The sequence below is a fragment of the Paenibacillus sp. FSL R7-0312 genome, from assembly GCF_038004445.1.
GTDB lineage: Bacteria > Bacillota > Bacilli > Paenibacillales > Paenibacillaceae > Paenibacillus_AQ.
The window spans coordinates 3,642,012-3,656,150 of the sequence record NZ_JBBORE010000001.1 but is presented as its reverse complement, the minus strand read 5'-3'; the positions used below and the strand labels follow the sequence as shown (position 1 = coordinate 3,656,150).

The window sequence follows — 14,139 nt, the reverse complement described above, 5'->3', positions numbered from 1 at the left end:
AAAAACCCCTTTGCCGGCAGAAGACCTGAAGGGACAGCCATTGTCCCTTGATCTTCACACCTTCAAAGAGGCTTCTCCAGTTATACAATTTGATACACAGGCTGTTCCTGAATGTAATGCACCGGTACATCCGGAAACTGCAAGGCCAGCCGCTGCGCGAGCAGCTTCATCCCCGGCGCTTCACTCTCCGCATGACCCAGCATAATTAATGCCTGGCTTCGGCCCTGCCGGACGGCATCCCGGATATATTCCGGGGTCTCCCACTCCGGGCCTTCACCGGCGATAATCAGATCAAGTGACTCCTGCTCAAATAGGGGAATGGTAGCTGCACCACCGCCTCTGTAGCCAACCAGCACGCCCACTCTGCTGCATACAGCGGATAAATTGCCTGCTGCGCGGACATAGGGGATATGCAGCTGCTGCTTCAAATATCCGGCAATCTCTGAAACTGACGCAGCAGGGACCGAGAGAATAGACACATGGGGCAGATGCCGTTCGACATACGGCTCCCATTCCAGCTCCCGCAGCAGCCCTTCTATGATCCCGTCCGGTGTATAGCGGTGCACATAGTCATGGAAGCGGTAGATACCTACCCCGGTGCTGGCGATCAATGCAGATTTCTGCCGGTATACAGGATCATTCTCCAATCCTTCCCGGTTGTCCTGATGGCTATAAAAAACACCTTCATGCGTAATGATCAGATTCGCGCCAAGCAAGACCGCCTGTTCAATTACATACTGCGAAGCCGAGAAGGCGGTCACAATTCCCTGCACTTCCGACTCCGGAGCACCCGGCTCCAGCCTGTCTACCGTTCCATCCGGCTTGCGGATGCCTGCTGTTAAATGTCCGATAACCTGTCCGAAAGTGAGCGTCATGAACCTGCCCCTCCTAATAGTTCCCTATTAACTCTCAATAAATCTTGCGTGCTCCGGAATCTTCTATACCGCTCTTGCGGTAAAAGTAAGTATTGATCTGGTCGCGCCACTCCTTGGCATGCGCAGCCTGTCCCCGCAGACGTTCCTCTACCTGCACATACAACCCCTCTGCGATCCTTCCCTTCAATCCGTTCCAGGCAGCCAGCAGCCCGTCAGCACGTTCCGCACCTGCAAAATGGGTGTCGTAGATATGCTGAATCACAGTTTTGCCGGAATGCAGCACATGGGTGTAAGGCACATGATGGAAGAACAGCAGCAGTTCATCCGGACATTCTTCCAGCGAATCATAGCGCTGCGCATTGTTGCCCATATACTGGGCGCTGTATCCGGTGCCTGTAGCCACAGTCCGGTCTACACCGATTCCCTGATGATCGGCATAATGGTAGGTACCCCATTGTGAATATTCATAGCCGTCAACATTAGGTCCATAGTGATGCTCAGGGTTAATCATCCAGCCCACGCCAAGCGGTGCTGTATAGGACTCGTAAATCTCCCAGGAATCCAGTAGAATCCGGCTGATTACGCCGGCAACCGCAGCCTCTGCACCAAACGTCAGGGCGATCCACTCCGCAGCTATTTCTTCCGCGCTAAGCTCCGGGTTCCAGGCCAGCCGCCCGAATCCGTAAAGATTCGCCTGAGCCAGCAGATGACCGGTCCAATTCCGGTCATTGCCCACATTGGATACCGCGGCCACACCGCTGTAACGGTTGCCCCATAACGAGCCGTCAACGATATGCTTCACCGGAGCCGTTCCGCCTTGGGCCAGCGTATCAAATTCCATAATCTCTTTCCACTGCGGAACCAGGTAACAGACATGACGCTGCTGTCCGGTATACTCCTGGGCAATTTGAAATTCAATTACCTGATTGGTCTGTTCAAGCGCCCCGAACAGCGGAGATACCGGTTCTCTGACCTGGAAATCCATCGGGCCGTTCTTGATCTGCAGAATTACGTTATCATGGAACTTACCGTCAAGCGGCTTGAAATGATCATAGGCTGCTCTCGCCCGGTCCGTCTTGCGGTCACGCCAGTCCTGCTTGCAGTTGTACACGAAGCAGCGCCAGATAACGATGCCGCCGAACGGCTCCAGCGCCTCCGCCAGCATATTGGCGCCATCGGCATGATCCCGCCCGTACGTGAACGGGCCTGGCCGGTTCTCCGAATCGGCCTTGACCACGAATCCGCCGAAATCAGGAATCACCGTATAGATTTCAGCCGCTTTCGTCTTCCACCACTCTCGGACTCCGGTGTCCAGCGGATCTGCAGTTCCTACTTCACCTTCATGCATCGGGCCCGCGAAGTTCACGCTCAGGAACAGCCGGATACCATAGGTTCTGAATACATCAGCGATTCTCGCTACATCGGGCAGGTAGGTGGAGATAAACAATGTTTCCAGCGCATGAACGTTCACGTTATTGATCGCAATGGCATTAATCCCTGCGGTAGACATCAGCCGAGCGTAATCGGTAATTCTGTTAAAATCATCCGTGAAGCGGTTATTCTCATAGAGGAAGGATCTCCCCGAATATCCCCGCTCTACACTGCCGTCGAAATTATCCCAATGGTTGATCATGCGCAGCGCGTTCACCGGATTCACGGTTTCATCCAGACGCTCAATGTCTTTCAGACCTCCAATCAGGCGCAGGAGGTGGAAGACACCATACAGCACACCTGCCGGTGCGGAAGCCCCTACGGCAATGCACTTCTGGGTCAGGCTGGTGCGGATCGCGAATCCTTCCGGTCCTACCCCTTGAATCGTCTTCACATCAAATACATCCTGAATCAGCGGATTGCCACCATGGAAGGTGCCGAATGCTATGGTGAATCCGCCCGCAGCCGGTGAAGCCCCTGCCTCAATATCCAGCATCGAGGCAATCCCTCTCTGCCATTCACGCAGCGCCGCTTGCACCGTCTCCTGCTCTTCCGTCACGGTTACGGCTCCGCACCATTTCACATATTGCGTATATAGATTGCCTTGCGGCAGCTTCGGGTAGCTTAACCAGGCGTCGTATCCGCTGCCGGCTACTACGGCAGTCTGATTGTCCGGTTGTTGTCTCATGCCAACATCTCCTCCAGTGTATTAATCATGTTTAGCGGGCGTATGACCGGGCAGGTATCGCTGAGCCACGGTTATTAACACAGCCGTGAAGCTCAGGCTTCTTCGCCCATCTTGTATACTAGTTCCTGTTCAGGTTCATCCTACCACGCTGCCGCCGGACGGGAACATTGTCAAATCAAGCAATTATTTACCCAAATCAAGCAGGTTTCAGCTATACTAAAAACGAGATAATGGATCGCGTAAAACGAATACACTCGTTAATTCTAACGCAAGTGTCAGGGGGAGAATCTATTGGTTTCCGCTTTTTTACCGCCTGTATTGGGTCAATGCCTTAGTGAAACGATCATCCCGGATGTGAAAACCACGCTTAACCTGTTTGGTATGCATCTGCGCAAGGTCAGCGGGGAATGGGATTATCCGCTGCACGCCCATCCGCAATATGAATTCAACTATGTGCTCGAAGGGGAGCAACTGTTTACCGTTAATAACCGCAGCTATATCCAGCGGGCCGGAGACTTAGTACTGCTCCGGCCGGGAGATTCTCATGCCAGCCGCAGCGGAAACGGCCAGGCTTTTACGTATTTCTGCATTCATTTTGATATCGATGACAAGCTCCTGATCTCCTTGCTCAGCCGCCTGGATCACGTACTCTTCCCTTCCGCAAGCAATATTGCCCATAAGCTAGGGCCCATCCTCTCCAAATTGGTGGATATTTCAGGCTCTATCTCGGGAGACATCACCATGTCACAGCGCATGAGGCTGCAGTCCGCCGTCTTCGATCTGTTCGCCCAGCTGTGGGAAGCCTTCTCTATTGAAGCTGATCTGTCTTCCCCTGCCACCTATGAGAAGATTGAGCTGGCCCACCAGATCCGCGGCCGCCTTCAGGGGCTGGTCTACCAGCAATTCAAGCTGGAGCTGCCCTATGACAGCCATTACGGAATTGATGATATTGCCTCGGAGCTCGGGATCAGCGCCTCGCACTGCTACCGGGTGTTCCGCCAGGTGTTCGGCATCTCGCCCCGGGAGTTTCTGTCCGAACAGATGCTCCATGAAGCTAAGGTCCTGCTGGATGATCCCAGCCTGTCCGTCAGCCGGATATCAGGCATTCTCGGCTACCGCGATATTGCCCATTTCAGCCGGCAGTTCAAGCGCTGGCACGGCACCTCACCGCGCGAATACCGCGAGTCCGGACTATAGGCCTCCATGCCAAATATCCCTGCCTTCATGTCACATGAGTGCAGGGATATTTGGCATCTGCCAGACGGTCCAGAATACGGATTTATTGCTTGATATAAGTGGCAAAATGCTCCTGAAAGTTCGTCGAATCAATATCTGCCCGCAGATGATGATGCAGCAGCTCATCGATCCCCGCCGTGTCCCCCTGCAGGGTATAATCCAGCAGCTGCTGATGCTCCTGCTGAATCGTAGCCAGCTTCTCGTCCTTCAGCATATGCAGCTTCCGGTAGCGGATGTAATGCACATTGAACTGCTGCAGCACCCCCCACAGGAATTCTCGTCCGGCCAGGCCGAACATGGTGCGGTGAAATTGATCATCCAGCTGCAGGAAAACCTCGGCCCCCTCGGCCTGCTCAATACACTTCTGCTGCTGGGCAAGGTTGCCCCTCAGCTCATGCAGCCCCTTCAGCGGAATATTACCGGCCAGCGACTTCATAATTTCCTTCTCCAGCACATTGCGGAGATAGATTATCTGCTCCACCGACTCCAGATCTATGTACGAGACCAGATTGCCTTTTTTGGGATAGATGTCCACGTACTGCTCCAGGGACAATTGCTTCAGCACATCCCGGATCGGCGTCCGCGACAGCTCGAAGCGTTCGGAAAGCGCGGTCTCACTGATCATCGACCCGGGCTTCAGCGCAAGCGAGAGAATTTCCTGTTTCAGATACGACATTATTTCTTTCTTGGAAGTCATGGAATGGACCAACTTTCTGTACGATATTCTTCTCCACTCATTATATAGAAAACAGATAGGAATTACATTGACAAAGCATAAAGCTTATTCTATGATCAATACGAATCCTAGCTTGTATACAAGATAATCATATCACAAAACGTTTTATCCGTATGGTCAATTGTCACAAGGCTTCAGAATGATTGTATTTGTATTTATGTTTAATACCAAGGAGGAAATGACAATGAATATGACTTGGAGATGGTATGGCGAGGGCAACGACAATATTACCCTTGACCATGTACGTCAAATTCCCGGAGTAATGGGCATCGTCTGGTCGCTGCATCACAAGGTAGCGGGTGAAGTATGGGAAATGGAAGAAATCCAGAAGGTTGCCGATCAGATTACAGCCAAAGGCTTCAGCACAGCGGTTGTAGAAAGCGTTAACGTTCATGATGATATCAAGATCGGGCTGCCGTCCCGCGACAAATACATTGACATCTATATCGATACCATCCGCAAGCTGGCCAAGGTCGGCGTTAAGGTCATCTGCTACAACTTCATGCCGGTGTTCGACTGGACCCGTACTGAGCTGTATAAGGAGCTGCCGGACGGATCGAATGCACTCTTTTATGAAAAGGCTGCCATTACGGATAATCCGCGCGAAATGGTGGACCGGATTCTGAGGGGTGCCGGAGAATTCACAATGCCGGGCTGGGAGCCGGAGCGGCTGGAGAAGCTGGATGATCTGTTCGCGGCTTACGCCGATGTCACCGAGGATATCCTGTTCGACAACCTGAAGTATTTCCTGGAGCGCATTATTCCGGTGTGTGAAGAAGTGGATATCCGTATGGCGATTCACCCTGACGATCCGGCCTGGCCGATCTTCGGACTGCCGCGCATCATCCGCAGCCGCGATTCCATCCGCCGTTTCCTGGACATGGTCGACAGTCCGTATAACGGCCTTACCTTCTGTACAGGTTCGCTTGGAACCAACCCGCAGAATGATCTTCCGGCGATGATCCGCGAATTCCACGACCGGATTTATTTCGCCCATATTCGCAACGTGAAGGTATTCGACAATGGCGACTTCATTGAAGTATCCCACCGGGGGCAAGATGGCAGCGTGGATGTGGCTGAGGTTGTCAAAGCTTACCACGAGAACGGATACACTGGCTATGTGCGTCCGGACCACGGCAGACATCTCTGGGGCGAAGAGAAAAACTGCCGTCCGGGTTATGGCCTGTACGACAGAGCGATGGGCATTATGTATCTGCTGGGCGTATGGGACAGCCTGGAGAATGCCAAGGGGGCGAAATAAATGCTGAGCCTCACCAGAAGCAGCATTGCGGACCGTGAAGCCTGGGAAGCCGCAGGTGTAGAGCTGCCGCAGTTCGATTTCGCAGCGGTAGCACAGAATACACTGGATAAGCCGGAGTGGGTTCACTTTGGCGCCGGAAATATCTTCAGAGGCTTCGTGGCCAATGCCCACCAGAAGCTGCTCGACAGCGGCAAGGCAGATACCGGTATCATTGCTGCCGAGACCTTCGACTTCGAGATGATCGACAAGGTCTACAAGCCTTATGATAATCTGACTCTGTTGGTATTGATGAATGCGCGCGGCGACTTCCAGAAGAGAATCGTCAGCAGCATCGTGGAAGGTCTCACAGCGGATAAGACCCGCGAAGCGGATTACAGCCGCCTGACCGCAGTGTTCGAGAATCCCAGCCTGCAGATGGCCAGCTTCACGATTACGGAAAAAGGCTATTCCCTCACCGGACCGAACGGCCAGTATCTGGGTATCGTCGAGAAGGATATCGCCGGCGGTCCGGAGCAGCCGGTCCATGCGATGAGCATCGTCTGCTCCTTCGCTTACCGGCGTTATCTGAAGGGACAGCATCCGATGACCTTCGTCAGCATGGACAACTGCTCGCATAACGGCGATAAGCTGAAGAACGGCATGGTTACAATCGCCAAAGAATGGGCGGCCAAAGGCCATGTAGAAGAAGGCTTCGTTGCTTATCTTGAGGATGAGCAGAAGATTACCTTTCCGCTGTCCATGATTGACAAAATCACGCCGCGCCCGTCCGAATCGGTGCAGGCGGCGCTGCTGGAGCAGGGAATCGGCGGCATGGATGTGATCGTCACCTCCAAGGATACTTACACCGCCCCCTTCGTCAACGCCGAGATCAGCGAGTACCTGGTGATTGAAGATAAATTCACCAACGGCCGCCCGGCGCTGGAAGAAGCCGGTGTCATCTTCACCGACCGGGATACGGTCAACAATGTCGAAACCATGAAGGTAACTACCTGCCTCAATCCGCTGCATACTGCGCTGGCAGTAACCGGCTGTCTGCTCGGTTACACGCTGATTGCCGATGAGATGAAGGATGATACCTTGCGGAAGCTCGTGGAGATTATTGGCTACAAAGAAGGCCTGCCGGTGGTTGTAGACCCGGGCATTCTGAGTCCGAAGCAGTTCCTCGATGAAGTGCTGCAGGAGCGCTTCGCCAATCCGTTCATTCCGGATACCCCCCAGCGGATTGCTACCGATACTTCGCAGAAGGTCGGCATCCGCTTCGGCGAGACGATCAAGTCGTACATCCGCCGTGAGGAGCTCGATCCGGCGCAGCTTACGGCCATTCCGCTGGCAATTGCAGCTTGGTGCCGGTATTTGCTCGGCGTGAACGATGAAGGCGGCGTGTTCGCGCTGAGTCCCGACCCGCTACTGGAAGCTTTACAGGCGCGGCTGGAAGGAATTACGCTAGGCGCGAATGCAGAGCAGGCAGCGAAGGTGCGGGCGGTTCTCGAGGATCAAGCCATCTTCGGCGTTGACCTGTACGCCATTGGACTGGGTGAAGTCATCCAAGGGATGTTCACTGAGATGCTGGCGGGCCCCGGTGCTGTGCGGGCTACGCTGGAGAAATATATCGCCTGATGGGCAGGTGATACGAGATAGGTACTTACCGAAAGACCGGGACGGTTGGTCCCGGTCTTCTTTTATATCCAACCCCTCCGTTCTTCCTTCCACCCTTCAGCCTTGTTTACTAAGAAACTGTTCTATCTGCTCCATATAACCATCAACTGTAATCTTCCGAGGGGCAAAGAGACTGATCATCAATGCACGCAGAGCAGAATCAGCCGTTTGGACCCGAAGCATAGAATGCTCGGTGTCCGGGAACAGCCTAACCGTGAGCAGTGAGGCAGGGCTGATGTTCTCACGGTACACCGACTCCGTTTGCTCCACATCTACATTCAAGTCCTCTTCGCCAAGCAGCAGGAGCACCGGGGATTTGAAGTTCTGTAGCTCATTCGTAGCGTCTGACAGAAAGTTCCGGCGGACAAATGACCAGCGTTCTGCGGACATTGCCTCCTTCGGATGAGTCAATTGTGTATATTCTTCATAGTCTGCTCCCTGAAGCAAAAGCTCGTCCACTTGCTGCTCGTAGGTGATCTGACGCTTAATTTCCTCGGCGGTATACCCGTCCTTCTTCATCTGCTGCCGGGTATTATACGCCCCCTGCTGCAGCCAATTGATGGCCGGTGAGACCAGAATGCTGAATGCGAGCGTTTCTTGTGCCGCAAGCTTCGGAATCACCCAACCCGCTTGGCTGGCTCCCCATACACCAACCCGCCCGCTATCCACGAACGTCTGCGCTCTGGCCCAGGCCAGTGCCTGTCCGGCTTCCTCCACCCGATCCCCGATACTCTGCTCAAGCCAGCTGCCTGCGGATCCATTGATTCCTCTTTTATTAAGCGACAGAGAGGCATACCCCAGCGAGGCGAGCCGTTCCCAGAGTGGTTTGTATCCGTCATGATGTGAAGCATCGACCGGTCCGTCGCCATGGATGAATAGTACTAAACCCAGTCCGCCTGCGGCGTTCTTAGGGAGCGTCAGTATCCCCGTTAATTTGCCCTGCGGGGTGGGAATCTCAACGGACTGCTCTATCATTTCAAACGTATTCTGACGCACAATATAAAGACCCGCACCAAGCAGTATACCTAACACGATGATTAAGCTAATTACGATTTTCTTGTTCATATGAACCTCCATATTGCCTGCTGATCATATACTCCCACTTCACTTCACCGGACAGAAATTTGCTTAACAGGCTATACTCTTCCGCTTGGGTGCTGAATCCAAGCCGTTCATACAAACTCTTGGCAGCCCTGTTGTTTCCAGAGACATGCAGGCTTAAATATGTTAATCGCGGATGATCCTGCATAAATTGTTGTGCCCGGCCTATCAGCAGTTGCCCTACACCTTTACCCTGATGTTCAGGATGAACCGCAAGATCTGCGATATAGCATTCTCCCGGCAATGGGTCATAGTTCAAGCCATAGAGTGTGGCCAGCAGCAGCAGTGTATTTCTTGTGCCAATCGCTGTAATCTGCTTCCATGCAGAAAGCTTGGCGGATTCAGCCGCCTTTCCGGTGATACTTACAGAGTTCTTGTGCCACTTCAGGCTAAGGGTACCCGCCACTACCCCGCCTCGCAGCGCCACCACCCGTTTCGTGCACAGACCTTCCGCTGAATGCTCCAGCAGCTGCTCAAAAAACACGGCTAACTCCCCTGGATCAACCTTGGCTAGCGCCATAAACTTACTCTGGAATCCATGCACAATGATCCGGCTGACCTCAAGATTATGTTCCGGCTGTATGTCTACAGTGGTAATCGTTTTGGGAACAGAAGAATGGGTCATAAAGGATCTATGCCCGAAGCGGCTTCGGTTTCAATGCAGAGCAATATCTCATAATGGAGCATGCCCTGGCTGAACAAAGAGAGGTAGGATTTCTCGATAAGAATAAGCGGACCCGGAAGTTCACTATATTCATGCTCAGCATGGCGGCTGAATTGTTCAATAGCCTTCTCAAGCCCGGATTCATCTTTCACCTGTAACTTAAGAGAGAGATAGTTGCCCGCCGGTAAAATCCGTCCGATTCCTCTGCCCCGCTCCAGAGCCGTATACAATGAGACAGTATCCTTACGGTCATAAACATAATGAATATCAGTTTCGAACAAATGGTTTACGCCTGCAGACTGTTCCACCAGTGTTCTTGCATCAAGAGCGGCTGCCGAATCCATGTCAAACCACTTTTGCAGCTGCAATGCTTCACGCATTTTCACGCTGTAGCTCTGCTTGTCCATCTGAAAATCACGCTGCTCATGCAGAACCTTCAAGAGGAGCTGCTCCAGCTGCTGGAGCCTGGCAATCTCTCTGCCTACCTCCCCCAGCGAGTGATGCAGCTTCTCTTCCATTACCTGCTCTCCGTCCTCCGCCATACTTTCTTTTATCGCCTGCACGGGCATCCCCAGCTTGCGCAGCAGCATAATTTGCGAGAGCTGATAGATCTGGTCTATGCCATACTTGCGATACTGGTTCGTATCCGTATAGGAAGGGAGAAGCACCCCTTTTTCCTCAAAATACCTGATCTGATGAACCGACACCTGCATCAGCTCGGCCAATTCGCCAATTGTAATTTCCGCCCCCAACACTCATCCCTCCTCACTTCCCTGCCTATGCTTCAATGATATACCTTAGGCCAGACCTAAGGTCAATGACTTAGTCAGAAATGTAAAAAAGACGGCACGAAAGAACGATGTAATGGATATACAACCGCTCTTTCAGTGACGCCTGGTCCTATCGTATTTCAATCAATATTAACTACGCTTACACATCAAACTCCTGGTACTCAAAATAATCAAAATCCGCCGCATGAAGCGTTCCGCTCAAATCCTGCACACACATTCCGATGAAAGTCCCGGTAAAGCGGATGTAGGCCGGGAAATCATCGGACAGATGATAGATTTCCATGGGCCCGCCGATTTTCTCCCAAGCGGATTCCCCCGACTGATAGTGGAATTGGGCGAATTCCCGGTCGATCACTACCTTTAATGCTACGCTTGCTCCCGTCGGCAGCGGGACATCCGCAGTTAGGGTATCCTCATAGACCCCGTCCCGCGAGCGGATGATGCCCACGCATTTCCCGAGGGTCTCATCATGAGTAATCCGCAAGTAGAGATAATCCTTCGTATCATAATAGACAATTAATCCGGCCATCTGCTGGAAGTGCTGCGGCTCGAATTCAATGGCGGTTTCGGCGCTGCAGCTGAAAGCCTGCTGGCGCAGGGCAACCAGACTCTGGTGGTGCATGGAGCTCATGGATTCTCTGCCCCGGAGGCGCAAATACCCGGGGCGCTCCTGTAGCGATAGCCACGCTTCCTCAGCAGGCACACGTAGGGTGCTCCATCGGACATCCAGCTGCGGGGCATCGAAATCATCACGGGGAGCCGGAGCGGAGAATGGATGCTCCGGAATGGCCGGACCGGGCACAGTAAGCGCCGGGGCGTTCCCGCCGCCGGCCAGGGTGAGCCAACCTTCATCCGTGAATTCGCAGCGCTGAATAGCCGTCTCCCGGCCCAGATTACAATAATTGTCCTTCACGGGACGGCCACATAAATGCACCATATACCATTCATCTGTATGCGTGTGGACAAGACTGGCGTGTCCCGCCTTCTGCAGCTCCAATTCACGATTTCCGGCAGAAGTCAGCAGCGGATGATTAGGGGCCGTTTCGTAAGGCCCTTCGATTTGCCGTGACCGCGCCACGGTTACCGCATGATTATACTGTGTGCCGCCCTCAGCCGTAATGAGATAATACCAGCCATCCTTCCGGTACAGATGCGGTCCTTCCGTGAGCTTCAGCTCCGTTCCCTTATAAATGGGAATGACCGGACCGGTAAGCCGCTGCTCAGTTGCCGAATACTCCTGCAGCACAATCCCGGCGAAGCTGTTATTCCCGGTGCGGTGATCCCACAGCATATTAACCAGCCATTTGCGCCCGTCTTCATCATGGAACAGCGAAGGGTCGAAGCCACTGCTGTTCAGATACACAGGCTCAGACCAGGGACCTTCGATATTCTTAGCAGTTACCAGATAGTTAGGCGTATCCTTGAACGCCCCCTGTCTGCTTTTGACATCGGTATAGATCAGATAAAAGAGTCCCTCATCATAAGTGAGACAAGGCGCCCATACGCCTCCGGAATCCGGATCACCTTCCATATTCAACTGCGATTTGCGGGTCAGCGCATACGTAAGCGGGCGCCAGTTCAACAGATCGCGTGAATGATGAATCCGTACGCCGGGAAACCATTCGAAGGTGGAGGTGGCAATGTAGTAGTCCTCCCCCGCCCGGCAGATCGACGGGTCCGGATGAAACCCGCGGAGAATCGGATTATGAATCAGATTTCTGCTCATGCTTTCTCCCCCAATGCTTGCCGTCCTGCTTCCAGTAAGGCAATGATTTTGTCGGTATCGTAGACACAGCCCTGCCAGGTCCCTCCGCTTGCTGCCTGCAGTGCGGCCCATAGCCGGGTGTCATCGGGCAGTCCCGGATCAACGGCAAGACCCGGATGCGGAGTCCGCGAAGCCAGAATCAAGGTGCCTGCTTCCTTCGACAGCGGCTGTCCCCCTTCTCCGCCTTCCCCGACCAGATTCACGCTCCCATCCAGCTTCACAGTATCGATCAGCACCTCTACCCAGTCATTATCCCGCAGCTTCCCGAGGGGGCCGCCCGCCAGCGCTTCCGGTCCCATATGCCCGATGCAGGCACCGGTGGACACACCGGAGAAACGGGCATCCGTGATCAGCGTGACATATTTGCCGTAAGGCAGATGCTTGAGCGCGGATGTCAGCTGGTAGGTCTCTTCCATTCCTGTTCCGCTCGGCCCACGGCCGATAATGGCTAGGATATCGCCAGCCTTCACCTTGCCGTCCTTAATGCTACGGATCGCATCCTTCTCGGCAGTGAACACCTTCACTCTTCCCGTATGCCTATAGACTCCTTCGCTGTCCAAGACGGAAGGGTCAATCGCTGCCGATTTGATCACCGCCCCTTCAGGGCAGAGGTTCCCGGTGGGAAACGTCATCGTGGAAGCCATACCCTGCCGCTTGGCCTCTTCCGGGCTCATGATCACAGAATCCGGGTCAATACCGTCCGCCTCCTGTAATCTCCTGCGCATGTCCGTCCGTCTCTGCGAAGTCTCCCACCAGTCGAGATTCTCGCCCAGTGTCCGCCCCGTTACCGTCAGTACGGATTCATCAATCAGTCCCAGGCGCCGTAAATGCAGCATGACTTCAGGGACACCGCCTGCCAGGAACACGCGGATCGTCGGATGCGGCACCGGACCGTTCGGAAGCACACTGACCAGCCGGGGAACCTGGCGGTTCACCTCGTTCCAGTCATCTACTGTGGGAATCTTCAACCCGGCGGCATGGGCAACGGCCGGCAGATGCAGCAACAGATTCGTGGAGCCTCCGAACGCAGCATGCAGTACCATCGCGTTCTTAATAGCCTGATCTGTAAGAATATCACTCATCACTATCCCGCTATGCTCCATATGCTGAAGTGCGCGGGCCGACTGGCGGCCGATATTCTTCCAGACCGGCTGCCCCGATGGTGACAGAGCCGAATGTGGCAGTGACATGCCCAGTGCTTCAGCAATCACCTGGGCCGTTGCGGCGGTGCCGAGGAATTGACAGCCGCCTCCCGGGGTCGCGCAGGCCCGGCAGCCCAGATCTGCTGCATCCTCGAGCGAAAGTTCACCATTGCTGAACCGCGCTCCGATGCTCTGCACCTTGCCGGCATCCTCGCCGTTAACCGGCGGCAGTGTAACGCCGCCAGGCACGATAATCCCCGGAAGCTGATGCCGCATTCCGGCCAGCGCCAGCATCATGGCGGGCAGACCTTTATCGCAGGTGGCTACGCCCAGAACTCCTTTGCGGGTAGGCAGGGAACGAATCAGCCGCCGTAGAACCACGGCAGCATCATTCCGGTAAGGAAGAGAATCGAACATGCCCGTGGTCCCCTGGGAACGCCCGTCACAGGGATCACTGACATAACCGGCAAACGGTATCCCCTGATTGGCGGTGAGCTCCTCAGCAATTTCTTCCATCATCACGCCGATTTCCCAGTGTCCGGTATGGTAACCGAGCGCTAGCGGACTGCCGTCCTCCCGCCGGATTCCGCCCATTGTGCCGAGAATCAGATATTGCGGTCTGTTCAGCAGCAGCGGATTCCAGCCCATGCCCGCATTCTGAGTCATGCCGAAGATTTCTCCGCTTGGTGCACTTCGCAGCTGCTCTCCTGTAATCGGCAGCTTGCCTGCGGGACCCTCCGCAGCGGTATGTACAGGAATAGTATCATCTATGGCTTCCTTCATAATCTCATGC

The 14,139-nt window shown here is 54.1% G+C and carries 11 protein-coding genes; 3 read left to right on the top strand and 8 right to left on the bottom strand.

The annotated features are described in order from the left end of the window. Nucleotides 1-80 precede the first annotated feature (80 nt). A complete protein-coding gene (locus MKX70_RS15865) occupies nucleotides 81-875 on the bottom strand; it encodes a Nif3-like dinuclear metal center hexameric protein (protein ID WP_340784182.1) in 795 nt (264 codons plus the stop codon). A gap of 34 nt (nucleotides 876-909) precedes the next feature. Next, on the bottom strand, nucleotides 910-2,994 hold the full coding sequence (locus MKX70_RS15860; protein WP_042238104.1) for an alpha-glucuronidase family glycosyl hydrolase: 2,085 nt from the start codon (nucleotides 2,992-2,994) through the stop codon (nucleotides 910-912). Nucleotides 2,995-3,285: 291 nt separating this feature from the next. Here MKX70_RS15860 and MKX70_RS15855 point away from each other — a divergent pair, with 291 nt between their 5' ends. After that, complete coding sequence (locus MKX70_RS15855; protein WP_042238106.1) at nucleotides 3,286-4,191, top strand: AraC family transcriptional regulator; 906 nt, start codon at nucleotides 3,286-3,288, stop codon at nucleotides 4,189-4,191. Nucleotides 4,192-4,273: 82 nt separating this feature from the next. On the opposite strand, the gene MKX70_RS15850 is transcribed toward MKX70_RS15855, so the two are convergent. Next, nucleotides 4,274-4,906, bottom strand: a complete 633-nt coding sequence (locus MKX70_RS15850; protein WP_340784179.1) for a GntR family transcriptional regulator — start codon at nucleotides 4,904-4,906, stop codon at nucleotides 4,274-4,276. A 244-nt stretch (nucleotides 4,907-5,150) separates the two neighbouring features. On the opposite strand from MKX70_RS15850, the gene uxuA reads away from it, so the two are divergent. Both uxuA and MKX70_RS15840 read left to right on the top strand, forming a co-directional pair. Then, nucleotides 5,151-6,227: a mannonate dehydratase gene (gene uxuA / locus MKX70_RS15845; RefSeq protein WP_042238111.1), complete on the top strand. Its 1,077-nt coding sequence runs from the start codon at nucleotides 5,151-5,153 to the stop codon at nucleotides 6,225-6,227. Next, the gene (locus MKX70_RS15840; protein WP_340840314.1) at nucleotides 6,228-7,844 is read left to right on the top strand and encodes a mannitol dehydrogenase family protein; all 1,617 of its coding nucleotides are present in this window, start codon (nucleotides 6,228-6,230) and stop codon (nucleotides 7,842-7,844) included. It begins immediately after the preceding gene. A 96-nt stretch (nucleotides 7,845-7,940) separates the two neighbouring features. Here the strand turns inward: MKX70_RS15840 and MKX70_RS15835 are convergent, their stop codons facing one another. The 5 genes from MKX70_RS15835 to MKX70_RS15815 form a co-directional block, all read right to left on the bottom strand. Then, on the bottom strand, nucleotides 7,941-8,948 hold the full coding sequence (locus MKX70_RS15835) for an alpha/beta hydrolase family protein (RefSeq protein WP_340784173.1): 1,008 nt from the start codon (nucleotides 8,946-8,948) through the stop codon (nucleotides 7,941-7,943). Further along, the gene (locus MKX70_RS15830) at nucleotides 8,926-9,609 is read right to left on the bottom strand and encodes a GNAT family N-acetyltransferase (protein ID WP_042238118.1); all 684 of its coding nucleotides are present in this window, start codon (nucleotides 9,607-9,609) and stop codon (nucleotides 8,926-8,928) included. Before MKX70_RS15830 ends, MKX70_RS15835 begins: the two co-directional genes overlap by 23 nt. Next, nucleotides 9,606-10,403: a MerR family transcriptional regulator gene (locus tag MKX70_RS15825; protein ID WP_331281879.1), complete on the bottom strand. Its 798-nt coding sequence runs from the start codon at nucleotides 10,401-10,403 to the stop codon at nucleotides 9,606-9,608. Before MKX70_RS15825 ends, MKX70_RS15830 begins: the two co-directional genes overlap by 4 nt. A 175-nt stretch (nucleotides 10,404-10,578) precedes the next feature. Beyond that, a complete protein-coding gene (locus MKX70_RS15820) occupies nucleotides 10,579-12,165 on the bottom strand; it encodes a glycoside hydrolase family 43 protein (RefSeq protein ID WP_340840312.1) in 1,587 nt (528 codons plus the stop codon). Beyond that, a complete protein-coding gene (locus MKX70_RS15815) occupies nucleotides 12,162-14,129 on the bottom strand; it encodes a YjhG/YagF family D-xylonate dehydratase (RefSeq protein WP_042243002.1) in 1,968 nt (655 codons plus the stop codon). Before MKX70_RS15815 ends, MKX70_RS15820 begins: the two co-directional genes overlap by 4 nt. Between the last annotated feature and the right edge of the window lie 10 nt (nucleotides 14,130-14,139).

Coding starts and splice junctions, on each gene's coding strand:
- MKX70_RS15865 (WP_340784182.1), bottom strand. CDS start 875: ATGACGCTCACTTTCGGACAGGTTATCGGACATTTAACAGCAGGCATC.
- MKX70_RS15860 (WP_042238104.1), bottom strand. CDS start 2,994: ATGAGACAACAACCGGACAATCAGACTGCCGTAGTAGCCGGCAGCGGA.
- MKX70_RS15850 (WP_340784179.1), bottom strand. CDS start 4,906: ATGTCGTATCTGAAACAGGAAATTCTCTCGCTTGCGCTGAAGCCCGGG.
- uxuA (WP_042238111.1), top strand. CDS start 5,151: ATGAATATGACTTGGAGATGGTATGGCGAGGGCAACGACAATATTACC.
- MKX70_RS15840 (WP_340840314.1), top strand. CDS start 6,228: ATGCTGAGCCTCACCAGAAGCAGCATTGCGGACCGTGAAGCCTGGGAA.
- MKX70_RS15835 (WP_340784173.1), bottom strand. CDS start 8,948: ATGAACAAGAAAATCGTAATTAGCTTAATCATCGTGTTAGGTATACTG.
- MKX70_RS15830 (WP_042238118.1), bottom strand. CDS start 9,609: ATGACCCATTCTTCTGTTCCCAAAACGATTACCACTGTAGACATACAG.
- MKX70_RS15820 (WP_340840312.1), bottom strand. CDS start 12,165: ATGAGCAGAAATCTGATTCATAATCCGATTCTCCGCGGGTTTCATCCG.
- MKX70_RS15815 (WP_042243002.1), bottom strand. CDS start 14,129: ATGAAGGAAGCCATAGATGATACTATTCCTGTACATACCGCTGCGGAG.